Source organism: Ornithinimicrobium cerasi (assembly GCF_003702705.1).
In the GTDB taxonomy this organism is placed as follows: Bacteria; Actinomycetota; Actinomycetes; order Actinomycetales; family Dermatophilaceae; genus Ornithinicoccus; species Ornithinicoccus cerasi.
This window is the reverse complement of the sequence record NZ_QZMN01000005.1, coordinates 145,167-169,721: the sequence shown is the minus strand read 5'-3', so window position 1 is coordinate 169,721 and position 24,555 is coordinate 145,167. Positions and strand designations below refer to the sequence as shown.

Here is a 24,555-nt window from a genome sequence, read left to right as displayed (position 1 = left end):
TACCGTGACCCGCGTCACACCGCCGTGACGGCGGACCCGCCCCCTGTAGAGGAGACCTCCAGTGAGTGCCACCGTCCCCACCCCCGAGGTGTCGTGATGGATGCCGCGAGGCGCCAGGAGTACTGGCGCCGCAACGTCCGCATCATGGCCGTCCTGCTCACCATCTGGGCACTCGTGTCCTTCGGTGCCGGCATCATCTTCGTCGAGCAGCTCAACGCCGTGAACTTCATGGGCGTGCCGCTGGGCTTCTGGTTCGCCCAGCAGGGCTCGATCCTCACCTTCCTCGCTCTCATCGCGGTCTATGTCTGGCGCATGGACGCGCTCGACAAGGAGTTCGGGATCACCGAGTACGAGGAGGAGGTGCACCACTCGTGAACAGCGTGCAGCTCTGGACCCTCGTCTTCGTCGTCATCACCTTCGGCGTCTACATCTACATCGCCTACGCCAGCCGGGTGAAGGACACCGCCGGTTTCTACATCGCCGGCGGCGGGATCCCCGCCCCCGCCAACGGGGCCGCGATCGCGGCCGACTGGATGAGCGCGGCGTCGTTCATCTCGATGGCGGGCATCATCGCGCTGAGCACCAACGGCTACGCGGGATCGGTCTACCTCATGGGCTGGACGGGTGGCTACGTCCTCCTGGCCATGCTGCTGGCGCCCTACCTGCGCAAGTTCGGCAAGTACACCGTCCCCGACTTCGTGGGCGACCGCTACTCCGAGACCGCGCGGCTCATCGCCGTCGTCGCGGCCATCGTCGTCTCCTTCGTCTACGTCGCGGGCCAGATGGCCGGCGTCGGCGTGGTGTTCCAGCGCTTCCTCGGCGTGAACACCACCCTGGGCGTCGTCATCGGCATGGTCATCGTCTTCTTCTACGCCGTGCTCGGCGGGATGAAGGGCATCACCTGGACCCAGGTGGCGCAGTACATCGTGCTGATCGTCGCCTACCTCATCCCGGCGGTCGCGATCTCCCAGCAGCTCACCGGCATCCCGCTGCCGCAGGTCGGCTTCGGCCAGATCATGGACGAGCTCAACGCCCTGCAGGCGGAGTTCGGGCTGGCGGAGTACACCAGCCCGTTCACCCAGATGAACATGCTCAACATGATCCTCATGACGGCGACGCTGATGTTCGGCACCGCCGGGCTGCCGCACGTCATCGTGCGGTTCTACACGGCCCGCAGCGTGCGGGCGGCGCGGTTCTCCGCGCTCTGGGCGCTGTTCTTCATCTCGCTGCTCTACACCACGGCCCCCGCCGTCGGCGCGTTCAGCAAGTACAACATCCTCAACCAGATCCCGGGCACCGCCCTGGACGAGGTCCCCGCGTGGTTCCGGTCCTGGCAGGACGTCGGCCTCATCAACGTCAACGACCTCAACGGCAACGGCGTGATCGACGTCGCGGGCGGTCTGGGCGAGGGCTTCGAGCTGGCCATCAACAACGACATCGTCGTGCTTGCCACGCCGGAGATCGCCGGCCTGCCCGCGCCGATCATCGGCCTCGTCGCCGCCGGCGGCCTCGCCGCGGCGCTGTCCACGGCCTCCGGCCTCCTGCTCGTCATCTCCTCCTCCGTCGCCAACGACGTCTACTTCAAGCGGATCAACCCCGCGGCGACGGAGGCCCGGCAGCTGCTGGTCGGTCGGATGGCGATGGGTGTCGCGATCGTCATCGCCGGCTACCTGGGCATCAACCCGCCCGGGTTCGTGGCGCAGGTGGTCGCCCTGGCGTTCGGGCTGGGAGCGGCCAGCTTCTTCCCGATCCTCTTCCTCGGGATCTTCTGGAAGAAGGCTACGGCCATGGGCGCCGCCGCAGGTATGGCGGCCGGGCTCATCTCCACGCTCGCCTACCAGATCTGGACGTTGCCGGTCTACCTGGGCGGCGAGGGCATCTTCGGCATCTCGGCGGCCAGCTTCGGCGCGGTCGGCATGCTCATCAACTTCGCCGTGACGATCATCGTGTCGCAGTTCACGCCGAAGCCCACCGAGCTGATGCAGAAGCTGGTCGAGGACGTCCGTTACCCCGGCCGCAGCGAGCTGGTCGCCGCCCACGCCTCGGGGGCGATCGACGACGAGCTGCTGCACGGCGACCACCACCCTCGGGACGAGCACCACTGACGTCCTGAGGTCTCCCGGCCGGCACGGCCACGGTCCCGTCCCACCCGCGGCCGTGCCGGCCACCCCCTCGCGACGCACCTGCACGTCATACCTGCGCCGCCCTGCAGACCACCTGCACCCCCGATCGATAGGCTGACCCGATGGCGACCCAGGCGCAGCTGCCCGCCCGCACGAGCCGGCGCAGGATGCCCGGGCAGCTCCGGCTGCTCGCGGCCAGCGTGATGATGCTCGTCGGCGCCTTCCTGCCCTGGCTCTACACGCCGCTCGGCACCGTCACCGGGATGCGCGGCCCGGGGCTCTGGACCGCGACCGTCGGCCTGCTCGCGCTCGCCGGGGCGCTCGTGCCGATCCGGTTCCTCGCCATCGGCCAGGCGCTCGTCGCCGCCGCGGTCTGCGTCGCGCTGCCGCTGTGGCAGTTCTTCCACGTCTTCCGGCTGGTCGGGATGCAGGGCTGGGTGCCCGGCCCCGGCCTCGTCCTCACCCTCGCCGGCGGGGTGCTCGCCGCCGTCGCCGGCTGGCAGCTGTGGTCGCTGCGCCCGCGGGCCGACGCCGGGTGAGCCGGCCGGGCGGGTCCGCCTGGCTGCAGCGCGTCGTCCCCGTCCTGGTCCTGGTCGGGCTGATGTGGCTGAGCGAGCTGCTCGACCTGCTGACCCCGCTGCGCCTCGACGGCTACGGCATCCGACCCCGCGACCCCGACGGGCTGGTCGGGGTGGTACTCAGCCCGTTCCTGCACCTGGGCCTCGGCCACCTGGTCGCCAACACCTCCGGGCTCCTGGTCCTCGGCGCCCTCCTCGCCTGGACGACCCGGCACCTGTGGCTCGTCACCGCGGGCGTGGTGCTGCTCGGCGGGCTCGGGGTGTGGTTGCTCGGCGGCCCGAACACCGTGGTCATCGGGGCCAGCGGGGTGGTCTACGGGTATGCCGCGTTCCTCGCCGTCTACGGGTTCGCCGCGCGGCGCCTCGCCCCGGCGATGGCCGGCCTCTTCGTCATCCTCGTCTACGGCGGCCTGCTGTGGGGCGTGCTGCCGCTGCGCGAGGGGGTCTCCTGGCAGGGCCACCTCTTCGGCGCGCTCGCCGGGGTCGGGCTGGCGCTGTGGCTCGGCCGTCAGGACCGGACGGCCCGCCGGGCGTAGCGTGGTCGTGCCGAAGGAGGGCACCGTGGACGAGCTCATCCCCCTGCTGCAGGACTGGGTCGACGCCGGCCGGGTCCCGGGCGCCGTCGTGCTGCTCGCGCGCGGCGACGAGGTGCGCGTGCGCACGGTGGGGTCGATGTCGGTCGGCGGCCCGCCGATGCCGGAGCACGCCATCATGCGGATCCAGTCGATGACCAAGGCGGTCGTGGCCGTGGCCACGCTGCGCGGGGTCGAGGCCGGGCGCCTCGCGCTGGCCGACCCGGTGGACCGGTGGCTCCCGGAGCTCGCCGACCGGGTGGTCCTGCGCCGCCCCGACGCCTCGCTGGACGACGTCGAGCCCGCCCGGCGGCCGATCACGGTGCGCGACCTGCTGGTGAACGGGTCCGGCTACGGGATGGCGTTCGGCGACACCCCGTGGGGCCTGACGATGCACGAGCGCGGGCTGGACGGCGGCCCGGCGCAAGTCTCCCGCGGTGCCGACGACTGGCTCGCGGCCCTGGCCGGACTGCCGCTCGCGCACCAGCCGGGGGAGGGGTTCCGCTACCACCACTCCTTCCCGATCCTCGGGATCCTGCTGCAGCGCGCGGCAGGCCTACCGCTCGAGCAGCACCTCCGCCACGAGGTCCTCGACCCCCTGGGGATGGTGGACACGGGTCTGAGCGTGCCCACGTCCCAGGCCGCCCGGCTCCCTGCCGCCTACCGCCTCGAGGACGGCCGGCTCGTCGAGACCGAGCCGCTCGGAGGTGGCCCCTACCTCGGCCCGCCGCCCCAGGACCCCGCGCACGGCGAGCTCGTCTCCACGGCCGCCGACTACCACCGGTTCGTGAGGATGCTCGTGGACGGCGGTCAGGTGGACGGGCGACCCTTCCTCGACGCAGGTCTGGTGCGGGAGATGCTCCGCGACCAGGTCGCGCCCGGGGCGAGGACGCCGGAGAGCTTCATGCCCGGCTTCTGGGACGTCATGGGCTGGGGGTATGGCGTCGCCGTCACCCTCGCGGGCGAGCACGCGGGGCGCTTCGGCTGGTCGGGGGGCCAGGGCACGGACTTCTTCGCCGACCCGGACGGCACCGTCGCGATCCTGCTCACGCAGGTGGAGCTGGACGAGACGATGTTCGGGCTGCTGGGTCGGTTCCAGGAGCTCGCCCGGCTCTGAGCGGGTGGAGGGTGAAGCGGAGGCCGGTTGCCCGGTGGCGCGGGTCCACGGTCCACGGTCCGCGGGTGCACGGCTGGTGCGGCTGTGGCGGTGGTGGCGGCGGCGACGTCCGGCCGATGCCTGTGCGCAGGTCAGGACCTTGTGACAGGTTGTCGGTCAGGACTCTGTGACAGGTCTTGACCCGGCGGGCGGCTCGATCTCGGCGATGTGGACGAGGGCGTCGCCGCGGTTGACGAGCGGGGCCTCGCTGCGGCCGATGACGATGCCGTCGCGGTCCGCCTTGACGATGGCCAGCCGGCGACCGTAGCTGTCGAAGAGGGCCCCGAGCCGCTCGCCCTCGTGGACCCGCTGCCCCAGCGAGGCCTCCATGTGCACCATCCCGGTCCGCCGGGCGCGGACCCAGGCGCTGCGACGGCTGACCACGCCCGGCCCCACGGGCTCCGAGCTCACCGCCGCCTCCACGTCCTCCTCGTCGATCATGCCGAGCGAGCCGAGGACCCGGAGCACGCCGTCGACGCCGGGGACGATCGCGTACTCGTCGAGCCGCCAGGCCTCACCCGCCTCGTAGAGCAGCACCCGCGCGCCGGCCTCCCGCGCCGCCGACCGCAGCGAGCCGTCACGCAGCCGGGCGTGGTAGATCACCGGGGCGCCGAACGCCTCGGCCAGCTCGCGGGTGCGCTCGTCCTCGAGGTCGCACCGGATCTGCGGCAGGTTGGAGCGGCGGTCGGAGCCGGTGTGCAGGTCGATCCCCACCTCGCACTTGGCGACCACCTCGGTCATCAGGAGGTGCGCGATGCGGCTGGCCAGGGAGCCCCGCGCCGACCCGGGGAAGCTGCGGTTGAGGTCGCGCCGGTCCGGCAGGTAGCGGTCGCCGGTCACCACACCCAGCACGTTGACGATCGGCACCGCCAGGACCGTCCCGCGCAGCGTCCTCGGCGAGAGCTGCGCCAGCACCCGCCGGATCACCTCGATCCCCACCACCTCGTCCCCGTGCACCGCCGCGTCCAGCCAGACGACCGGCCCCTCCTCACGGCCGTGGACCACCTGCACGGGCAGGGTCACCTCGGCCCCGGTCACCAGTCGCGACACGATGAGCGAGACCTCGCGCCGCTGGCCGGCCCGCACCCGCACGCCACCGATCGGGAAGGAGGTCCGCAGCTTGCGCGCGGGGCTCACCCGCGTCCCCAGTTGCGCCGCCGCACCGCGCGCTCCGGCCGTCCGCCGGCGTAGGACACCGAGGGGTCGACGACGAACCCCTGGACCAGGACCTCGCGTCCGACGAGCATCCGGAACCCCATCTCGTCCCGGTCGGTCAGCGTGACCTCCGCGGTGACCTCCCGGCCCGCCAGGACGAGGGGAAGGAGCACGACATACCTCGTCTCGGAGTGACCCGAGCTGCTGCGCACCGCGCGCCGGTCGTGGACGGGCAGGCAGACCTCGACCGCGTCCTCCTCGCTCGCCTGCCAGGGCTGCACGGTGAAGCGCACCCGTTCCTGCCCGTCGACCTCCTCGGTCCGCAGGTCGAACGCGTGCAGCGACGAGGTGCGCGCCCCGGTGTCGATCTTCGCCTTGACCCACGGCACCCCGAGAGCCTCCGCCCGGACCCACTCCCGCCACCCGACGACCATCTTCCCGAGGATGGTTTCATTGGGTGGCCCAGGCACACCCCTATCTTGTCAGGATCCCGGAATGAAGCTCGCCATCCTCTCCCGGTCCCTGCGCGCCTACTCCACGCAGCGCCTGCGCACCGCGGCCATCGACCGCGGGCACCAGGTCAAGGTCCTGGACACGCTGCGCTTCGGGATCGACCTCACCGGGGACGAGCCGGACCTGCACTTCCGCGGGCGCCCGCTGTCGGTCTACGACGCGGTCATCCCGCGGGTCGGCGCCTCGGTGACCTACTTCGGCACCGCCGTCGTCCGGCAGTTCGAGCAGATGGACGTCTACACCCCCAACACCGCCAACGGCATCATGAACAGCCGGGACAAGCTGCGGGCGAGCCAGATCCTGTCCCGCCACAACATCGCGATGCCGGCGACCGCCCTGGTCCGCAACCGCGACGAGGTCCGCGGCGCCATCGAGCTCGTCGGCGGGGCTCCGGTGGTGCTCAAGCTGCTCGAGGGCACCCAGGGGATCGGGGTCATCCTCGCCCCGACGACCAAGGTCGCCGAGGCCATCATCGAGACCCTGCACGGGGCCAACCAGCAGGTCCTCATCCAGCGCTTCGTCCAGGAGAGCAGGGGCCGCGACGTCCGCGCGCTCGTCGTCGGCGACCGGGTCGTCGCGTCGATGCGCCGTCGCGCCCAGGGCGAGGAGTTCCGCTCCAACGTGCACCGCGGCGGGACCGTGGAGAAGGTCGACCTCGACCCCGCCTACGAGGAGGTGGCGGTGCGCTCGGCGCACATCATGGGTCTGCGCGTCGCGGGCGTCGACATGCTCGAGGGGGAGCACGGGCCGCTGGTCATGGAGGTCAACTCCTCCCCCGGGCTGCGGGGCATCGAGGCCGCGACCAAGCTCGACGTCGCCGGCGCGATCGTCGACTACGTCGCCGACCAGTCCGGCTTCCCGGACATCGACGTGCGCCAGCGGCTGGCGGTGTCCACCGGCTACGGCGTGGCCGAGATCGCGGTCCTCGCCGGGTCCGAGCTGGTCGGCCGGACCATCGCCGAGTCAGGCTTGCTCGAGATGGACGTCCAGGTGCTGACCCTGCACCGCGGCACGCGCGTCACGCCCAACCCCGGACCGGGCAAGGTCCTCGAGGAGGGCGACCGGCTGCTGTGCTTCGGTCGCCACGAGGGCATGCGCTCGCTCATCCCGGCACGCAGCCGACGCCCCAAGCGGGTCCGCCGCCTGCCCAAGCAGCCGATCCACGACGTGCCCGGTCAGGCAGAGGCGCTGGTGCGCTGACGCGCGGTCGGGTATGCCGTTCCGGCGCCGCTCGGCCGGTGCCCGGCCCTGCGGGCAGCAGGCCGGGCACCGGGCTCACGGCCAGGGTCCGACCCCCGCCGGGGACGGACCCCGGCCGGCCCGCGGCCCTGACGACCTGCACGAGGCTACGCGCCGGGGCCCGGCGGTGGCGATGGGTAGAACTGCCTATTGCGCCCCGGCCGGCCTTCTGACATGGGCCGGCGGCTCCGGTTGTGCGGCGGGCATCGGCGCAGGGCTCCGTGGCGGCACCGGCTCGACCCGCCGGTAGGCCTCGCCGGGCGCCGGTCGTGGGTCTCTCTGCCCCCGGTGCGGCCACATCGACAGGGCCCGCTCGGCCTGGGCGGTGATGGTGAGCGAGGGGTTGACGCCGAGGTTCGCCGAGACCGCGGAGCCGTCGACGACGTGCAGCCCCGGGTGCCCGTGCACACGGTGGTAGGGGTCGATCACTCCCGTGGCGGGCGAGTCCCCGATGACGCACCCGCCGAGGAAGTGCGCGGTCATCGGCACGTCCAGCACGTCGCCCACGCTGCCGACCGGGTAGCCGCCGATGCGCCGGGCCAGCGAACGCACCACCCGGTGCGCGACCGGGATCCACGTCGGGCTGGGCTCGCCGTGGCCCTGCGTCGAGGTGAGCCGGTAGCCACCCAGCGGACCCCGTCCCGCGCGGACGGTGATGGAGTTGTCGAGCGACTGCATGACGAGCGCGATCGAGCCGCGCTCGGACCAGGACCCGATCCCGACCAGCATGCCGACCGTGCGCACGGGGTGCCGCAGCACCTGGCCGAGCCACCGGACGGGTCGGGGCAGCCGGCCGCCGCCGTCCGTGAGCAGGGTGGTGAGCAGACCCATCGCGTTCTGGCCGCGCCCGTAGCGCACCGGTTCGACGTGGGTGTGCTCGTCGGGGTGGAAGCTGCTGGTGATCGCGACCCCGTGGGTGAAGTCGACCTCCCGCGGACGTCGGCCCGGGGGGACGGTCGCCCCGACCAGGGCCTCGGAGTTCGTCCGGGTCAGCACCCCGAGCCGGTCCGACAGGTGCGGCAGGTCACCGTCACGCCGGAGGCGGTGGAGCAGGTGCTGGGTCCCCCACGTCCCGGCCGCCAGCACCACCTCGTCCGCGGTCCAGGTCCGCCGCGCACCCGGCCACCGCGCGGGGCGCGCGCCCGTGCGGACGGTCTCCACGGCATACCCGCCCTGTTCGCGGGGTCGGATCCGCACGACGGTGGTGTCCGGGACGACGGTCGCGCCCGCGCGCTCGGCGAACCAGAGGTAGTTCTTCGGCAGCGTGTTCTTGGCGCCGACCCGGCAGCCGACCATGCAGCTGCCACACTCGGTGCAGCCGGTGCGCGGAGGGCCCGAGCCGCCGAAGTAGGGATCCTCGACCTGGACCCCAGGCTCCCTGGCCCCGTCCCGGCCGAAGAAGACGCCCACGGGCGCGAGACGGAAGGTGTCCCCGACGCCGAGCTCCTCGGCCACCTCCCGGTAGAGCCGGTCGGTCGCGGTCGTCGTCGGGTTGGTCATCACGCCCAGCATCCGCGAGGCCGTGTCGTAGTGCGGGGCCAGCTCCTCGCGCCAGTCGGTGAGGTGCGCCCACTGGGGGTCGTCGTAGAACGCCGACGACCGCGGGCGGTAGAGCGTGTTGGCGTAGTTGAGCGAGCCTCCCCCGACGCCGGCCCCCGCGAGGACCAGCACGTGGGGGAGCAGGTGGATCCGCTGGATGCCGCGCAGGCCCAGCCGCGGTGCCCAGAGGAAGCGGCGCAGGTCCCAGGACGTGCGGGCGAGGTCCTCGTCGGCGAACCGGCGACCCGCCTCCAGGACGGCGACGTCATACCCCTTCTCGGCAAGCCGCAGGGCGGCGACGCTCCCGCCGAAGCCGCTGCCGACGACGAGCACGTCGTGGTGGGTCGGCGGCGAGGGCATGCCAGGACCGTAACGGCCCCGGCCCAGGTCAGAACGCGGGGGCCATCGCCTCCGCCTGGACGCACGCCGCGTTGACGAGCGGTTCGCAGACCTCGGCGGGGTAGGCGGTGCACTCGACCGTGATCGTGCGCACGTCGGTGAGGCCGATGAACCCCAGGATCGAGCGCAGGTAGGACTCCTGGTGCTCGTAGTGACCCATCGGCTCACCGGGTCCGTAGGCGGTGTTGCCGCGGGAGAGGACGAGCAGGACCGGCCGGTCGGCGGGGACGAGGCCGGCGAAGCCGGCGGCCGGGTCGAAGGCGAACGTCGAGCCGGGTTGGACGAGGACGTCGAGGTAGTGCTTGAGGCGGTAGGGCACCGAGAAGTTCCACATCGGGACCGAGAACACGTAGTGGGTCGCGGCCTGGAAGCGGACCCCCACGTCGAGCACCTGCTCGACCGAGGCGACCTCCTGCGCGGTGGGGGTCTGCCCGGCCATCATCTTGCCCTTCCAGGAGGCGGCCGCGGCGTCGAACTCGGGCAGCGGCTCGGACCAGACGTTGAGCTCGTCGACGACGCTGTCCGGGTGCGCGGTGCGCCAGACGTCGACGAAGGAGGCGGCGACCCGGTGGGAGAAGGACAGCCCGTTCATGGGGCTGGCGGAGACATGGAGCAGACGGGTCACGACGACCTCCTGATCGGGCGGTGGGCAGGCTGTCTCTCGACCGTAGGGACCGGCTGGCGCCCGGCGGTATGGGTACAACTGCCCATGCCCTCACCCCTTGACAGGGGGGCTGCGGTATGCCGCTCGCGGCTCAGTCGGCGACACCCCCGCACAGCGCCGGGATGCTGGTCTCCGGGCCGGCTCCGACGGTGCCGTCGCCGTCGAGGTCGATGCCGTGCACGACCACCTGGACCCGGCCGGCCATCCGGTGGTGGTCCACGGTGGCCGGGAAGGTGCGCTGGTAGGAGATGGTGCCGTCGGCGTCCGCGAGGGGGTAGTCCGTGAAGGTGACCGGAGCCTGGGTCGGCCCGGCGGTGGTGAGGTGGACGAGCACGGGACCGTAGTCGACCGCACCCTCGGCCACGCTGATCAGGCCGTCGCCGCTGGTGTCCCGCGCGGGTCCCGGGCAGCCGCCGTCGACCCGGTCGACGAAGCCGTGCAGGTGGGCCATGTGGTGCACGCCGGGGGCGAGACCGCCGGCCTCGACCGTCACCTGCAGCTTTCCGTTGGGCAGGGCCTTGACGCGGGCGCTCCCCCACGCCTGGCTGCGGGGGACGTCGGCGGACTGGACGGCGACGAGGTCGTGGGAGTGGCTGGAGACGCGGTCGGAGGGGACGCTGTCCCCTGCCGCGGCCACCGCGGGCAGGGCGGCCGCGGTCAGGACGAGGGCGGCGATCGCCGCGCTGCGGTGGATCTGCATGGTGGGTGCTCCTCCGGACGTGGGCGGGGCGGCTGCTCCACCCTCCGGAGGTTGTTCGTCCGGGGGGCGGCCGGGGATTGCGCGGCGCCTCGTCGTCGACCGTTCCCGCGCGGGACGACGCAGGTGGACGGGGGGTCCTCGCAGGTGGAGAGTTGGGGCTGTGTCAGACATCCTCGGGGCGCGGCAGGACGACCGCGACGAGTCGCGCGACGAGCGCATGGACCGCAACTTCGTGGAGCTGCTGCAGGAGCTGCGGGTGCTGCAGACGGGGACCCAGATCCTCGCCGGCTTCCTGATGACGCTGCCGTTCCAGGCGCGCTTCACCGAGCTGGGCGGCGAGCACCGGTTCCTCTTCCTCGTCGCCATCGTCCTCGCCTTCCTCACCACGGTCCTGCTCGTGGGGCCGGTCAGCGTGCACCGGGCGCTGTTCCGGCAGCACCGCAAGGAGGACCTGGTCGCGGTCTCGCACGTGCTGGCCCGTCTGGGCCTGCTGACTCTCGGGCTGACCATGGCGTCGGTCATCACCCTGATCTTCGGCGTGGTCCTCGGCTCCGTGGAGGGCTACGTCGCCGGCGGGATCGCCGTCATGCTCTTCGCCGCGGTGTGGTGGGGCCTGCCGCAGTGGATGCGGCGGGACCGGGACGCCGCCGCTACGCTCTGACCCGAGGACGCGGGGCGCTGACCCCGAGGACGCGGGGCGCTACTCCTCGAGGAGGTCGCGCACCTCCTTCTCGATCGCCGCCTGTCGTGCCGTCGGGCTGCGACCGGTGCTGGAGGGGACGGTGATCGTCTCTCCCCCCTCGTAGCGCTCGACGACGCGAGGGTCGATGTAGGAGCCCTTCGCGATCGTCGGCGTGTTGCCGAGGTAGGTGGACACCTCCTCGACCGCCGCCCGGACCGCCCGCCTCTTCGAGGCCGTGGTGTCACCGGGCTCGGGGGAGCTGGCCAGGGCCACGGCGGCGTGGACTGTCGCGTGCCAGGTGCGGAAGTCCTTGGCGGTCAGGTCGGCGTCCACCAGGTCCGCCAGATAGCTGTTGACGTGCTGCGCGTCGAGGTCGCGCCACCGCGACCCGTCCTTGAAGACCATCAGACGGGACGAACCGCCCCGACGCCGCCGCATCACCCCGAGCACGGTGATGACGTCCGGGTCCTCGATGCTCACCTGCTGCTCGATCCCGCTCTTGCCCGTGAACGAGAACCGCAGCCCCTCCCCGACCGCGCGCACGTGGCGTCGCTCCAGCGTCGTCAGCCCGAAGCTGCCGTTGGCGTCGGTGTAGACGTCGTGACCGATCCGGAAGTAGCCGAGGTCCAGCATGCGGACGGCCGCCGCACAGGCGCGCTCGAGCGGCATACCGTCGAGACGGAGGTCCCGCGCGACGCGTCGCCGGGCCGCAGGCAGCTGGGCCGCCGCCTCCGCGATGCGCTCGAACTTCAGCTGATCCTGCTTCTCCCTCCAGACGGGGTGGTAGAGGTACTGCCGACGCCCGGCGTCGTCGGTGCCGACGGCCTGGACGTGGCCGTTGGGGTAGGGGCAGATCCAGACGTCCTGCCAGGCCGGCGGGATCGCCAGGGAGCGGATGCGCTCGACGTCCTCGGCCGGGAGTCGACGACCCTCGGCGTCGAGGTAGCTGAAGCCCGTGCCGGCACGGCGGCGCGTCCAACCCTTCGACCCGGGCCTGACCCGGCGCAGTCGCGTCATGGGCTCATCTCACGCCCGTCCTGTGCTCGGCGTCCAGTCGAAGACGACCCCGAACTTGCCTTCCGGACGGGATTCTTCCGTTCATACCCGCTGGGGTATGGCGGCACCGGGTATGGTGGTCCGATGCTCACCCGCCGCACACTCCTCCTGACGCTGCCCTTCGCGGCCGTGCTCGCCGGGTGCGCGGACTCCGCCGCCGTGCCGGATCCGGCTGACGCCGCGGCCGCCCTGACCACCGCGGACGGGTCGCAGGACACGTCCGCGGACCCCGGGCTGGCGGTCGAGGACTTCGCGCAGGTGGTCGCGGAGGCGGGCACGGTGGTCATCGACGTGCGCACCCCGCAGGAGTATGCCGAGGGGCACCTCGAAGGAGCCCTCAACCTAGACGTGTCGGCGCCCGGGTTCAGCCAGGAGCTCGAGGGGCTCGACCCCGATGCGTCCTACGCCGTCTACTGCCGCACCGGTGTCCGCTCGGCGGCGGCCCTGCAGATCATGCGGGACCACGGGTTCACCTCCCTCGTGCACCTCGCCGGCGGGGTCACGGCCTGGACCAAGGCCGGCAAACCCGTCGCGAGCTGACCCACCGGGGCCCGACCCCTGGCCCCGGGCGTCTGTCGCGGAATGATGCGCGTCTGCCGCGGAGTGGTGCGGTCGGGCGCGAGGCGCCACCCACGGTCCCGCTGCACCTGGCACGGTCAGAACGGGGGCAGCTCGTCGTCACGGCCCAGGTCCCGGTCATCGGACTGCGTGCCGTCCGGACCGGTCGTGCTGACCGCCCCGTCGGGTGAGACCTCCGGCCCGCCGAGACCGAGCAGCTCCTCCGGGGTGGTGGGGTGTGGAGGAGCCCCGTAGCGCCGCCGCCCCGTGTCGTCCTGGTAGGAGACTGAGCCCCAGGCCCCCACGCACAGCCAGTCCTCGGAGCCGGCCGCGTCGTCGGACGCCTCGACCTTCTCGCCGGGTCGTCTGGAGACGAGCGCGGCATACAGGATCTGGCCGGCGAGGTCCCGCCGGTCCGCGAGGTCCGACATGTCAGGCCCACCCTCCGGTCCACCACCGGTCATCAGCTCGAACCGGTCGGCGTACTGGCGGTAGTCGTGACCGCGGGTCCGGGCGACCTGACCGAGGAGAGTGGTCCAGGTGAGGTCGCGACGTGGACCCATGACGCTCGTCCACAGACCCTTCGTCTTGCGGAAGTGGTCCAGCAGAGCCTTGGCGCTGAGGTTGGTCTCGGCGGTCGTGCCACCGGAACCCCAGGGCTGCTCGTGATCGAGCTCGCAGGCGGCCGCGGGCCGTCGACATCCCGGCCCCCGCCCGTAGACGTCGGCCGCACGGACCTGCCGACGCATCTCGGCATCCGGGGCATACCGGGAGATCGATCGTTCGACGCACCGCCCGTCGGCAGGATCGGTGAGGATCCTGTGGAAGAACGACCCAGGGCGGAGGGCGATCTCGCGGGCCTCCTCCGGGGTCACCCAGGCTGACGGCCAGCCCTTCAGCTCACCCACCCCTCCCACGTCCTGATCCGGGGCTGAGGTGGGACCTCCGCCGCGGCTGTCGGGCACCGCAGTGCGGTCGCAGCGCGGGCAGACCGCCCGTCCGAGGATGGCGTCCCACGGGACGACCAGCTCGACCTGCCCTGACGGCGTCGCGTTCACGACCGCGGCGAGCGCCTCGAGATCGTCGGGTGTGACGATCTCGTCGCACCCGCCGCCACCGGGGTCGGGGATCGCGACCGTCCCGTGCAGGAGCAGTGAGGCGGCGATGTCGGCACGCAGCTGCGCGAGCGACCGGGGGTCGCCGGCCTTCCGGCACCGTCGCACCATGCCGTCGATCCGCGCGTTGAGGGCCAGCATCGTCGCGACCGACCCGCAGACGGAGAAGGTGGCGGTCCCGTCGTCCAGGACGTCGAGACGAGCGTCCCGCAGCGTGAGGGCGACCCTGCGCCGCTCCCTCTCACCGCGCGCGTCCCTCCCCCTCACCCGGGTGATCTCCCGGTCGAGTGCGGCGTAGTACTCGCTGTGGTGCCAGGGTCTCGACAGCAGTCGACCGTCCGGGTCGAGCCGCTCCGGCGCGGCTCTGGCCTCGTCGGAGCCGAAGAGCACGGCCGCCACGTCCGCGGCGTCCTGGGGGTCGAGCCGGGACGTCCGGGACTGGAAACGACGTCCCATCACCCAGTGCACCTCGCCGCGGCGCATCGCCGCCACGAGGGGGATGCGCACTCCCGCCGGGGCGGAGGCCATGGAGACCAGCTGCCGGGCCTCGGTGACGCCGACGCCGAGGGTCACCTGCAGCTCCCCCGCCACCGCGGCCTTCAGGTGGGCACGCCAGGTCTGGTGTGCTGTGCGGCTGAGAGCCGAGACGTCCTCCACCCCGCGCTGGGCGAGCAGCTTCTCCCCGGCGCGGAGCAGGAGGTCCTGGACGGCCACCAGCATCGTGGCGTCGATCGCGCACCGCCCTCGAGCCATGGCGACCATCTCGCCGAGAGCGGCCAGGGCGCCGCTGCGTAGCTCCAGCGATGGGTGCGCGACTCCGTCCTGCCTGGCCTGGGCGACGAGGGCGGCTGACCAGGCACCCGCCACGGCGTCCTCCAGACCGAGCAGGGCCAGGGCCCGCTCGAGGACCTCGCGGGCGTCGGTGCCCGCAGCGACCAACCGGGCGTCGGTGCCCGCAGCGACCAACCGGGCACCCGTGACCTGCAGACCGCCCGAGGATCCCTCCCCATCCGAGGGTTCCCCCCGGTGGGGCGGTGAGCCCGGGTCCGCCGCGACCACCTCGAAGCCTCGGCCCCGCCGGTGCCGGTGCACCGCGTCCTCGTCCTCCCACATCTCCTGCACGTGTACTGCCACGTCACCCTCCCCGTGCTTCTACCTGATAGGGCTCTCCCCTGACCCGTGCACCCATCTTAGAACACCTGTACGACAAACCTCGTCGATTGTCCCCAGCGAGTCGTGCGATGCCTCAGGACATCGGTGACGGTTCTGCATCTCGGTCACGTCGTTCCGACGAGATGTGGGGACGCGCCACGTCGACCCGCAGCTCCGGCCGGCCTCAGTCACCCCTGCAGCAACGGCCTGGGTCACCCCCACGAACGCGCCGCCGTATCCCCCTCAGGCGATGACGACGCCTGCGGACCCGCTCCCCAGCTCGGCCCCCAGCCTGCCCGCGACGTCACCCAGCACGACGGCCGCCCGCTCCACCGTGGCGTCGTCCATCCGCGTCGTCGGCCCGGACAGCGACATGGCCATCGGCCGCGGGGCTCCCGGGACGGCGACCGCGACGCACCGCACACCGACCTCCTGCTCGCCGTCGTCCGTGGCGTATCCGCGCTCGCGCGTGAGCGCCAGCCGCCGGAGGAACTCCTCCGGGTCGGTGACCGTGTGCTCCGTCCGGCGCGGCATCCCCGTGCGGTGCAGCAGCGCGAGCACCTCGTCGTCCGAGGACCCGGCCAGGATCGCCTTGCCGACCGCGGTGGAGTGCGGCAGGGTGCGCCGCCCCACCTCGGTGAACATCCGCATGAGGGTGGTCGAGGGCTGCACCTGGGCGACGTAGACGATCTCGTCGCCGTCCAGGACGGCGAGGTTGACCGACTCCCCGAGCTGCGCGACCGCCTCGGAGAGATGCGGTCGTGCCCATACGCCGATGCGCTTGCTCGACTCGCCGGCGAGCCGGAGCAGGCGGGGGCCCAGGGAGTACTGCCGGCTCCGTTCCTGACGCACGTAACCCAGGTCGACGAGGCTGCGCAGCAGGCGGTGGATGGTCGCGGGAGGCAGCCGGACGCGCTCCGCGAGCTGGGAGAGCGCGACCGTCCCGCCCGCGTCCGCGATCCCCTCGAGCAGGGCGAAGGCCCGGGCCAGCGACTGCACCCCGCCGGACCGCACCGGGGCGGCCATCCCGGTCAGGTCGGCCACCTCGGCCTGTGTAGCCACCTCAGCCTGGGAGTTCACCTCAGCAGGGGCGGAAGCCCCGAGCGGATCAACCGGGTCGGACACCACTCACCTCCACGCCTGCGGAAGAGTTCTTCCGCGCTGTGGAAAGGCTACGCCACGATCGCCCCACCGCTCACGACCCCACCCGCGACCCACGTCGCCCGCACGTCCGCCGTCGTCCCCAGCGCGAAAGCCTTCGCCAGCGCCTCCTCGGGCGAGTGCGCGTGCCGCAGCGCCACGTCGAGCGTGGTCCCCTCCGCAGGGCGCAGCCACACGGCGTCGAACTCGTGCCCCACGGAGAGCTGGCCGACCACGTCCCCGAGCCCGAGTGCGTCGGCACCGGCGGCCGTCGCCAGGTGCAGCAGGTGCGCCGCGGTCAGGGGAAGACCCTCGGCCCCGAGCAGCTGCTGCATGAAGTAGGCCTGCAACCCCTCCTTGAGCAGCGAGAACCCGGTCCCGGCACCGACGTCGGACCCCAGCGCCACCCGCACCCCGTGCTCGACGTGCGCCCGCAGGGGGAACAACCCGCTCCCCAGCGCCGAGTTGCTCGTCGGGCAGTGGGACACGCTCGCCCCCGCCGCCGCCAGCTCGACCAGCTCGGAGTACGTGGGGTGGACGTTGTGGGCGAACACGCTCCGGCCCCCGACGAGACCGTGCTCGGCATAGGTGTGCAGGTAGTGCTCGGCGTCCTCGAACAGCACCCGCACCGCGTCGACCTCCACCACGTTCTCGTTGAGGTGCGAGGTGAACCACAGCCCCTCGACCTCCTCCTGCAGGGCCGCGCACGAGGCGAGAAGCGCGTCGGTGCAGGAGAGGGAAAAACGGGGGATGACGGCATACCTGTTGCGCCGCAGGCCGTGCCAGCGTCTCGCGAGCTCCAGACCCTCGGCGTGCGCGCGGTCGGGGGTGGTGAAGAGGTCTTCCCGCAGCACCCGGTCGCTGACCACGAGGCCGCTGGTGACGCGCAGCCCGACCCGGTCCGCCTCGGTGAACAACGCGTCGACGGCCCCGGCGAAGTGCGAGCCGAAGACGAGCGCCGTGGTGGTCCCCGCAGCGGCCAGGCCACGCACGAGGTCGACCGCCACCCCCTCGGCATACCCGGTGTCCGCCAGCCTCGCCTCCTCCGGCAGCGCGCAGCGCTCGAGCCACTCCAGAAGCGGCATCCCGAGGGCACCGATGACCCGCACCTGCGGGAAGTGGACGTGCGTGTCGACCAGCCCGGGCAGCACCAGTCCACCGCGCAGGTCGACCACCTCCTCCTGCGGGTATGCCGCGCGCCGGCTCTCCCAGCCCCCCCGGTCGCGGATCACCCCGGCCGGGTCAACGAGCAGCGCGCCGTCCTCCTCGACCCGCAGGGTCCCGCCGTAGAAGGGGTCGGCGGGGGTGTCGAGGAAGGTGCCGCGGTAGAGCGTCACGGGGCGACCGACCGGGGCGCCGCGCCGAGCGTCCGCTCCTGCGCGGCGAAGCGGACGAGCAGGTCGGCCGCGACGCTCACGGCGATGGCGGCGGGGTCCTTGCCGGGTAGACCCGGCAGGCCGACCGGCGTGACGACGCGGGCGAGGTCCTCCTCGGACTGCCCCGCCTCCAGGAGCCGACCCCGCAGGCGGGCCCACTTGGCGCTCGAGCCGATGAGACCGACGGTCGCGAGCCCCTCCGTGCGCAGCGCGGCGTCGACGAGCGCGGCGTCCTCGGCGTGGTCGTGGGTCATGACGAGGACGTGGGTGCCCCGGGGGAGGGTGGGCAGGACGAGCTCCGGCAGGGCGGGGACCGGGTGGGGGCGCACCCGCGCGGCGGGGTCGGCGAGGACCGCGAGGAGCTCCTCGGTGAGCTGCTCCGGACGGGTGTCCACGAGGTGCAGGTCGAGGTCGTGGCGGGCCAGGATACGAGCCAGCTCCCACCCGACGTGACCCATCCCGAAGACGGCGACCGCGGGGACGACGGCGAGCGGTTCGAGCAGCACGCCGACCTCCCCGCCGCAGCACTGCACCCCGTGCGTCGAGGGAGCACGGTCGGTCAGGGAGGAGGTGAAGCTCTGCGGGACGCCGACGCCCTCGGCCAGCATCGCCCTCGCCCGCTCGACCGCGACGGCCTCGAGGTTGCCGCCGCCGACCGTGTCCCAGGTGTCCCGCGCCGAGACGACCATCTTGGCGCCGGCGTCGCGAGGGGCGTGGCCGCGCACCGCCGTCAGGGTGACGAGCACGCCGGCGATCCTGCGGTCGCGCAGGTGCTCGACAGCCGCGAGCCAGCGCATCAGGGCGACTCCCGGCGCCCGTACGGCTGCGTCCTCGAGATCCGCACCTCAGGCCTCCGACAGCTCGTGCAGGGCGGTCTCGGACTCCGGCCGGCGCTCCGGCGCCTCGGGGTCGGGACCTGGCGGGCGGGGACCGGCCCCGGGCTCGACGTCACCGTCCACAAGGCCGCCACCCCGACCGGCGACGTCACCCTCGCGGGCCTCCTGCAGCGCCCAGAACACCGCCTCGGGCGTCGCCGGGCTGGGCAGGTCGACGCTCGTGCCCTCCGGCCCGAACGCGGCGCAGGCCTGGCGCAGCGCCTCCCGCACCGAGAACGCCAGCATGAGCGGCGGTTCGCCGACCGCCTTGGACCCGTACACCGCGCCCTCCTCGTGCGCCCGCTCGAGCAGCCGGACGGTGAGGACCGGCGGCATCTCCGAGAAGCTCGGCAGCTTGTAGGTGCTCGCGCTCTGCGTCAGCAGCCGCCCGCGCTGATCGCCCTCGCTCTCGTCCCAGCGCAGGTCCTCCAGCGTCAGCCAGCCCGCGCCCTGGACGAAACCGCCCTCGATCTGGCCCATGTCGACCAGGGGCGAGAGGCTGTCGCCGACGTCGTGGACGATGTCCACCCGCAGGGTCCGGTAGGCACCGGTGAACCCGTCCACCTCCACCTCGGTGGCGGCCACCCCGTGGGCGAAGTACTTGAACGGGCTGCCCCGCATCACGGAGGAGTCCCAGTGCAGCCCCTCCGTCCGGTAGTAGCCGGCGGCGAAGAGCTGCACGCGCGCGAAGTAGGCCGAGTGCACGACGTCCTCCCACGGCACCGTCGCCGTCGTCCCCAGCCCCGACACCACGCCGTCGGCGAAGCGCACGTCCGGCACGGGAACCCCCAGCCGCTGCGCCGCCACCTGGGCCAGCCGTCCCTGGATCTGCTCGCACGCGTCCTTGACCGCAGCCCCGTTGAGGTCGGCCCCCGACGAGGCTGCGGTGGCGGAGGTGTTGGGCACCTTGTCGGTGCGCGTCGGCGCCAGCCGCACCCGCTCCAGCGGCACCCCGAGGCTGGTCGCGGCCACCTGCAGCATCTTGGTGTGCAGGCCCTGCCCCATCTCCGTCCCGCCGTGGTTGACGAGCACCGACCCGTCCTTGTAGACGTGCACGAGCGCCCCGGCCTGGTTGAACGCGGTGAGGTTGAAGGAGATCCCGAACTTCACCGGCGTGACCGCCAGCCCGCGCCGGAGGTGCTCGTGGGTGGCGTTGAACTCGGCCACGGCCGCCCGCCTCCGCTCCAGCTCCGCCTCCCGCGTCACCTGGTCCCAGGCCCGCTCGAGGTGCCCGGCCTGGGTGATCGTCTGCCCGTAGGGCGTCAGCTGCCCGTCCCGGTAGAAGTTGCGGCGACGCAGCTCGTGGGGCTCGATCCCCAGCAGGGGTGCGCAGCGGCCGAGGATGTCCTCGATGACGAGCATCCCCTGCGGCCCGCCGAACCCGCGGAAAGCGGTCTGCGAGGTCTTGTTGGTCCTCGCGACCCGACCGGTGACACGGACGTCCGGGATCCAGTAGGCGTTGTCGACGTGGCACAGGGCCCGCGCCAGCACCGGCTCGGACAGGTCGAGGCTCCAGCCGCCGTCGGAGGTGAGCGTCGCCTCGAGCGCCTCCAGCCGCCCTTCGCCGTCGAAGCCCGCCCGCCACCGCGCGTGGAAGCCGTGCCGCTTGCCGGTCATCGTCAGGTCCTGGGTCCGGTTGAGCCGCAACCGGACCGGCCGCCCGGTGAGCACCGCCCCCAGGGCCGCGACCGCGGCATACCCGTGCGGCTGCATCTCCTTGCCGCCGAACCCGCCCCCCATCCGCAGGCACTGGACGGTGACGTCCGAGCTCATCACCCCGAGCACGTGCGCGACGATCTCCTGCGTCTCGCTGGGGTGCTGGGTGCTGCACTGCAGGAAGATCCGGCCGTCGTCCTCGACGGTGGCCAGGCTCGCGTTGGTCTCGAGGTAGAAGTGCTCCTGCCCCGCCATCTCCAGCTCGCCGTGGAAGGTGTATGCCGCACGCGCCAGTCCCGCCTCGACGTCCCCGCGCTCCACGGTCGGCTGGGCGCCCTGGAAGCTCTCCGCGGCGACCGCCTCGGCCAGGGTGACGACGGACGGCAGCGGCTCGTAGTCGACCTCGACCGCGGCCGCACCCCGCCGCGCCGCCTCCTGCGTCTCGCCGAGCACCCAGCAGACGGCGTGACCGACGAAGCACACCTCCCTCGGGAAGAGCGGCTCGTCGTCCTTGACCCCGGCGTCGTTGATCCCCGGCACGTCCTCGGCGGTCAGCACGCGGACGACCCCCGGCACGGCGAGGGCGGCGTCGGTGCGCAGCGCGGTGACCAGGGCGTGGGCGTGGGGCGACTGGACCGGCCAGGCGTGGAGGACGTCCTTGGTGCGCGGCGTCAGGTCGTCGGTGTAGAGCGCCTGCCCCGTGACGTGCAGCGCGGCGGACTCGTGGGGCAGCGCCCGGCCGACGACCGGGCTCGCGGGCCGCTCGGACAGGGCGCTCACGACGCGGCCCCCGCACCGGCCCCGGCGTCCCGGTGGTGCGCGTGCAGCCGGAGCAGCGACTGCTCGAGCATGGCGCGACGGTAGCGCCCGCTGGCGCGGTGGTCGGACACCGGGGTGCCCTCCCCGCCGAGGACCCGGGCGGCGGACGCGACCGCCTCGCGCGTCCACGGCATACCCTCCAGGGCCGCCTCGGTGGCGAGCGCGCGCAGCGGCATCGCGGCGACCCCGCCGAGACCGACGCGTGCGCGGGTCACGGTGCCGCCCTCGACGTCGAGCGCGAACGCGACCGAGACGCTGGAGATGTCGTCGAAGCGGCGCTTGGCGACCTTGGTGAAGCCGGTGGTGCGCGCGAGCGGCCGCGGGATACGCACCTCGCGGATGAGCTCGTCGGCGTCCCGCACGGTCTCGCGGTAGCCGGTGAAGCAGTCGGCGAAGGCGATCGTCCGCTCGCCGCGGGGTCCGACCAGGACGAGCGAGGCCTCCAGCGCGAGCAGCACCGGCGCCGCGTCGCCGATCGGCGAGGCCGTGCCGAGGTTGCCGCCGAGGGTGGCGCCGTTGCGGATCAGCCGGGAGGCGAACTGCGGCAGCAGCTCCGCGAGGAGCGGCACCCGTCCGCCCAGGCCGCGCTCGATCTCGGTCAGGGTCAGCGCGGCGCCGAGGACGATCTCCTCACCGTCGGTGGCCAGCGCGCGCAGCTCCGGGAGCCGGTCGACGGCGACGAGGAGGGACGGCCTGGCCCCGCGCAGGTTGAGCTCGACGCCGACGTCGGTCGAGCCGGCCACGACGAGCGCGTCGGGGTGCTCGGCGAGGAGCGCGACCGCCTCCGCCAGGTCGCGCGGGCGCACGAACCGTGCGCCGTCCGCCTCCAGGCGGGTATGCCGCGGCACCGGCGGCGCGCACCTGCGCCGCTCCGCGAACGCGTCGTCGAGGCCGGGGGGGCCGAGCGCGTAGGCGGCGTCGCGGATCGGGCGGTAGCCGGTGCACCGACACAGGTTGCCCGAGAGCGCGTGCAGGTCGAAGCCGTTGGGGCCGTGCTCGTCGTCGGGAGCGCTCGCCGGCTCGGCCGGGTCGGCGTCCTCGTGGGTGGGGTCGTCGGCGTGGTCGCGCTCGCGGGGGGCCCGGTCGGGACGGTAGTACTCCGCGGCCATCGCACAGACGAAACCCGGTGTGCAGTAGCCGCACTGGGAACCTCCGCGGTCGGCCAGCTCCCGCTGGACCGGGTGCAGCCGGTCGGGCGACCCCAGGCCCTCCGCCGTGACGACCTCCTGGCCGTCGAGCGCCGCCACCGGGATGAGGCAGGCGTTGACGGCCAGCCACTCGGTGGCGGACCCTGCCCCGTCCGCGTCGTCCGCACCGGGCGTGGCTGGGCGGGCGACCAGCACCGCGCAGGCGCCGCACTCCCCCTCCGCGCAGCCCTCCTTGGCCCCGGTCAGCCCGCGCCCGCGCAGCCAGTCCAGGACGGTGGTGTGCGGGGTGACGTCTGCGCCCAGGAGCGCGGCGGTGCCGTTGACGGTCAGGCCGGGCGCGACCTCCGGTGCGGGCACGCTTCCCTGCCGGGTGTCGGGCGACGTCGTCGTCATGCTGGCCTCCTGCCGGTGATCGATGCCGAGCAAGGCCCTGGCCGGGTGTCGATGCGGTCACGCTACCTGCACGGCAGCGCCGCATCAACGACGTCCCGCGGGAGCACGGGCGTGCTCTCGACACTGACAAGTGTCAGGGGCATCTCCGGACATCCGACGGGTGTGCCGTCCCGGGACCCCGGCCTACCGTCGAAGAAGCACCTCAGGGCATCGAGAGATGGGATGTGAGTCCGATGGCACGGACCTGGGTGGTACGGCACCAGCTCGTGGTCTTCTTCCTCCTCGCGTACGTCATCAGCTGGACGGCTCAGCTGCCCGGATACCTCTTCGCGCGACGCGAGGGGGTGACGCTCTCCAACGAGGCCAACACCGCCCACTTCCTGGACCTCGCCGGGGGGGAGCTGCACCCCGGCCTGGCGCCCTACCTGTTCCTCTTCTCCTTCGCCTTCGGCCCGACGCTCGCCGGTGTGGTGGTGACCGGTCTGGTCGGCGGGCGCGAGGGGCTGCGGGACCTGTGGCGCCGCGTGACCACGGTGAGGGTGGCGCCACGGTGGGTCGTGATCGTCCTCCTTCTGCCGGTGGCGCTCGCCCTGGTCAGCCTGGCCGTCGCCTTCCTGGCCAACGGTGCCCGGCCCGTCGGCTTTGACCCGCTCCTCCCGCTCGGTGCGTTCGTGCCGCTCCTGCTCTACATGCTCATCTGCACCGGGCTCGCCGAGGAGGTCGGCTGGCGGGGCTATGCGCTCCCGGAGCTGCAGCGGCGGCACAGCGCCGAGCGGGCGAGCTGGCTGCTGGGTATCGGCTGGGGACTGTGGCACATCCCGTCGGTCCTCGTGGGGCCGTACCTGCTCGGGAACGTCCACCTCGGGCTGGTCGTGCCGATCCTGCTCGGCCTGACGCTCGGCATCGTCGGCTGGACCATCGTGATCACCTGGATCTACAACAACACCCAGAGCGTGTTCTGGGTCATCGTGCTGCACGGCTGGTTCAACATCGTCCAGTCCTACCTCATCCTGTCCGCCGAGCACCCTGCCGCGCAGGCGGTCTTCCCCCTCCTCCCGTGGGTCGTCGCCATCGTGCTCCTCCGCCGCTACGGAGCGCGGACGCTCACCGCCCGTCCCGTCCGGGACGGCAGCATGCAGCCCGCGTGAGCTGCGCGACGTAGTGTCGTCCTCCATGCGCTGGCAGGACGTCGACGAGGTCGAGCACGAGGGACGCACCATGGTCGTGCGCCGGTTCGGCCCCGCGAGCGGTCAGCCGGTCGTCCTGGTCCACGGGATCGGGGTCGGTGCGCGCTACTACCAGCCGTTGGCCCGGGTGCTCGCGCGCACCTGCGACGTGCACGTCCTGGAGCTGCCGGGGTTCGGCGCGGCTCCCCGGCCCGACCAGGCGCTGAGCATCGAGGCGCACGCGGACCACGTCGTCGACCACCTGCGCTCGGCCCGCCTGGACCGCCCGGTGCTCGTGGGGCACTCCATGGGCGCCCAGGTGGTCGTCGAGGCGGCGCTGCAGGGCGGCGACCTCGTCGGGCCCGTCGTGGCGATGGGTCCGGTCGTCGACCCGCTGGCGCGCAGCGCCGGACGTCAGGGCTGGCGGCTCTTCCGGGACGTCCTGCGGGAGGGTCCCTCGTCCAACTGGGTGGTCCTCAGCGACTACGCCCAGGCGGGGCCCCGCTGGTACCTCGCGACGCTGCCGGCGATGCTCGGCTACCGCACGGAGGAGGCGGTGGCGCGCCTGGCCCAGCCGCTGCTCCTGCTGCGGGGCAGCCGCGACGTCATCGCGCCCCGGGCCTGGGTCGAGGAGCTGGGCCGGAGGGCGCCGGACGCCCGGGTGGTGGAGGTTCCGGGGGCGCCGCACGTCCTGATGTGGGCCCGTCCCGAGCTGGTCGCCGACGAGATCCTCGCCCACGCCGCCCGCGCGGCGGAGCGGCCCGGGACGGCCTGAGCCGTG

General features: G+C 73.0%; 22 protein-coding genes. 10 read left to right on the top strand and 12 right to left on the bottom strand.

Translation table 11 applies throughout. The features are described from left to right. Nucleotides 1–96: 96 nt before the first annotated feature. The 5 genes from D4B81_RS07490 to D4B81_RS07470 all read left to right on the top strand — a co-directional run bounded on the left by D4B81_RS07490 (nucleotide 97) and on the right by D4B81_RS07470 (nucleotide 4,390). Nucleotides 97–375, top strand: a complete 279-nt coding sequence (locus D4B81_RS07490) for a DUF4212 domain-containing protein (protein ID WP_122261794.1) — start codon at nucleotides 97–99, stop codon at nucleotides 373–375. After that, entirely contained in the window at nucleotides 372–2,105 is a 1,734-nt protein-coding gene (locus D4B81_RS07485; RefSeq protein ID WP_122261793.1) for a sodium:solute symporter family protein, read from the top strand. The genes D4B81_RS07490 and D4B81_RS07485 overlap by 4 nt, the downstream gene beginning before the upstream one ends. 140 nt (nucleotides 2,106–2,245) lie before the next feature. After that, nucleotides 2,246–2,662 (top strand): hypothetical protein, encoded by a 417-nt coding sequence (locus D4B81_RS07480; protein WP_202613614.1) that lies wholly within the window; start codon nucleotides 2,246–2,248, stop codon nucleotides 2,660–2,662. Further along, nucleotides 2,629–3,237, top strand: coding sequence for a rhomboid family intramembrane serine protease (locus tag D4B81_RS07475; protein WP_237565878.1), 609 nt, complete (start codon nucleotides 2,629–2,631; stop codon nucleotides 3,235–3,237). Before D4B81_RS07480 ends, D4B81_RS07475 begins: the two co-directional genes overlap by 34 nt. Nucleotides 3,238–3,262: 25 nt before the next feature. Next, entirely contained in the window at nucleotides 3,263–4,390 is a 1,128-nt protein-coding gene (locus D4B81_RS07470; RefSeq protein WP_122261910.1) for a serine hydrolase domain-containing protein, read from the top strand. Nucleotides 4,391–4,546: 156 nt separating this feature from the next. Here D4B81_RS07470 and D4B81_RS07465 read toward each other — a convergent pair whose 3' ends face one another. Beyond that, entirely contained in the window at nucleotides 4,547–5,566 is a 1,020-nt protein-coding gene (locus D4B81_RS07465; protein ID WP_122261792.1) for a succinylglutamate desuccinylase/aspartoacylase family protein, read from the bottom strand. Continuing rightward, nucleotides 5,563–6,018, bottom strand: coding sequence for an ATP-dependent zinc protease family protein (locus tag D4B81_RS07460; RefSeq protein ID WP_097189462.1), 456 nt, complete (start codon nucleotides 6,016–6,018; stop codon nucleotides 5,563–5,565). Before D4B81_RS07460 ends, D4B81_RS07465 begins: the two co-directional genes overlap by 4 nt. 61 nt (nucleotides 6,019–6,079) lie before the next feature. Between D4B81_RS07460 and D4B81_RS07455 the strand changes: the two genes are divergently transcribed. After that, a complete protein-coding gene (locus tag D4B81_RS07455; RefSeq protein ID WP_122261791.1) occupies nucleotides 6,080–7,297 on the top strand; it encodes a RimK family alpha-L-glutamate ligase in 1,218 nt (405 codons plus the stop codon). Nucleotides 7,298–7,483: 186 nt separating this feature from the next. Here the strand turns inward: D4B81_RS07455 and D4B81_RS07450 are convergent, their stop codons facing one another. The 3 genes from D4B81_RS07450 to D4B81_RS07440 form a co-directional block, all read right to left on the bottom strand. After that, nucleotides 7,484–9,235, bottom strand: coding sequence for an FAD-dependent oxidoreductase (locus D4B81_RS07450; RefSeq protein ID WP_122261790.1), 1,752 nt, complete (start codon nucleotides 9,233–9,235; stop codon nucleotides 7,484–7,486). A 28-nt stretch (nucleotides 9,236–9,263) separates the two neighbouring features. Next, nucleotides 9,264–9,899: an FMN-dependent NADH-azoreductase gene (locus D4B81_RS07445; protein WP_122261789.1), complete on the bottom strand. Its 636-nt coding sequence runs from the start codon at nucleotides 9,897–9,899 to the stop codon at nucleotides 9,264–9,266. A 130-nt stretch (nucleotides 9,900–10,029) separates the two neighbouring features. Beyond that, nucleotides 10,030–10,638: a hypothetical protein gene (locus D4B81_RS07440; RefSeq protein ID WP_122261788.1), complete on the bottom strand. Its 609-nt coding sequence runs from the start codon at nucleotides 10,636–10,638 to the stop codon at nucleotides 10,030–10,032. Between the two features lie 160 nt (nucleotides 10,639–10,798). Between D4B81_RS07440 and D4B81_RS07435 the strand changes: the two genes are divergently transcribed. After that, nucleotides 10,799–11,299, top strand: a complete 501-nt coding sequence (locus tag D4B81_RS07435; protein ID WP_237565877.1) for a DUF6328 family protein — start codon at nucleotides 10,799–10,801, stop codon at nucleotides 11,297–11,299. 39 nt (nucleotides 11,300–11,338) lie between these two features. Here the strand turns inward: D4B81_RS07435 and D4B81_RS07430 are convergent, their stop codons facing one another. Continuing rightward, nucleotides 11,339–12,337: a DNA topoisomerase IB gene (locus D4B81_RS07430; protein WP_122261787.1), complete on the bottom strand. Its 999-nt coding sequence runs from the start codon at nucleotides 12,335–12,337 to the stop codon at nucleotides 11,339–11,341. A 123-nt stretch (nucleotides 12,338–12,460) separates the two neighbouring features. On the opposite strand from D4B81_RS07430, the gene D4B81_RS07425 reads away from it, so the two are divergent. Next, nucleotides 12,461–12,916, top strand: coding sequence for a rhodanese-like domain-containing protein (locus tag D4B81_RS07425; protein WP_122261786.1), 456 nt, complete (start codon nucleotides 12,461–12,463; stop codon nucleotides 12,914–12,916). A 116-nt stretch (nucleotides 12,917–13,032) separates the two neighbouring features. Here D4B81_RS07425 and D4B81_RS07420 read toward each other — a convergent pair whose 3' ends face one another. The 6 genes from D4B81_RS07420 to D4B81_RS07395 all read right to left on the bottom strand — a co-directional run bounded on the left by D4B81_RS07420 (nucleotide 13,033) and on the right by D4B81_RS07395 (nucleotide 22,608). Beyond that, nucleotides 13,033–15,183: an HNH endonuclease signature motif containing protein gene (locus D4B81_RS07420; RefSeq protein ID WP_161965030.1), complete on the bottom strand. Its 2,151-nt coding sequence runs from the start codon at nucleotides 15,181–15,183 to the stop codon at nucleotides 13,033–13,035. Between the two features lie 261 nt (nucleotides 15,184–15,444). After that, nucleotides 15,445–16,227, bottom strand: a complete 783-nt coding sequence (locus D4B81_RS07415; protein ID WP_122261908.1) for an IclR family transcriptional regulator — start codon at nucleotides 16,225–16,227, stop codon at nucleotides 15,445–15,447. A 146-nt stretch (nucleotides 16,228–16,373) separates the two neighbouring features. Beyond that, nucleotides 16,374–17,678, bottom strand: coding sequence for a guanine deaminase (locus D4B81_RS07410; protein ID WP_122261784.1), 1,305 nt, complete (start codon nucleotides 17,676–17,678; stop codon nucleotides 16,374–16,376). Beyond that, a complete protein-coding gene (gene xdhC / locus D4B81_RS07405; RefSeq protein WP_122261783.1) occupies nucleotides 17,675–18,514 on the bottom strand; it encodes a xanthine dehydrogenase accessory protein XdhC in 840 nt (279 codons plus the stop codon). Before xdhC ends, D4B81_RS07410 begins: the two co-directional genes overlap by 4 nt. A 48-nt stretch (nucleotides 18,515–18,562) precedes the next feature. Further along, complete coding sequence (xdhB, locus tag D4B81_RS07400) at nucleotides 18,563–21,028, bottom strand: xanthine dehydrogenase molybdopterin binding subunit (protein ID WP_122261782.1); 2,466 nt, start codon at nucleotides 21,026–21,028, stop codon at nucleotides 18,563–18,565. Further along, nucleotides 21,025–22,608, bottom strand: a complete 1,584-nt coding sequence (locus D4B81_RS07395) for a xanthine dehydrogenase small subunit (RefSeq protein WP_122261781.1) — start codon at nucleotides 22,606–22,608, stop codon at nucleotides 21,025–21,027. Before D4B81_RS07395 ends, xdhB begins: the two co-directional genes overlap by 4 nt. Before the next feature lie 233 nt (nucleotides 22,609–22,841). Here D4B81_RS07395 and D4B81_RS19140 point away from each other — a divergent pair, with 233 nt between their 5' ends. Beyond that, on the top strand, nucleotides 22,842–23,756 hold the full coding sequence (locus tag D4B81_RS19140; protein WP_122261780.1) for a CPBP family intramembrane glutamic endopeptidase: 915 nt from the start codon (nucleotides 22,842–22,844) through the stop codon (nucleotides 23,754–23,756). 25 nt (nucleotides 23,757–23,781) lie between these two features. Continuing rightward, nucleotides 23,782–24,549 (top strand): alpha/beta fold hydrolase, encoded by a 768-nt coding sequence (locus D4B81_RS07385; RefSeq protein ID WP_122261779.1) that lies wholly within the window; start codon nucleotides 23,782–23,784, stop codon nucleotides 24,547–24,549. Nucleotides 24,550–24,555: the final 6 nt, after the last annotated feature.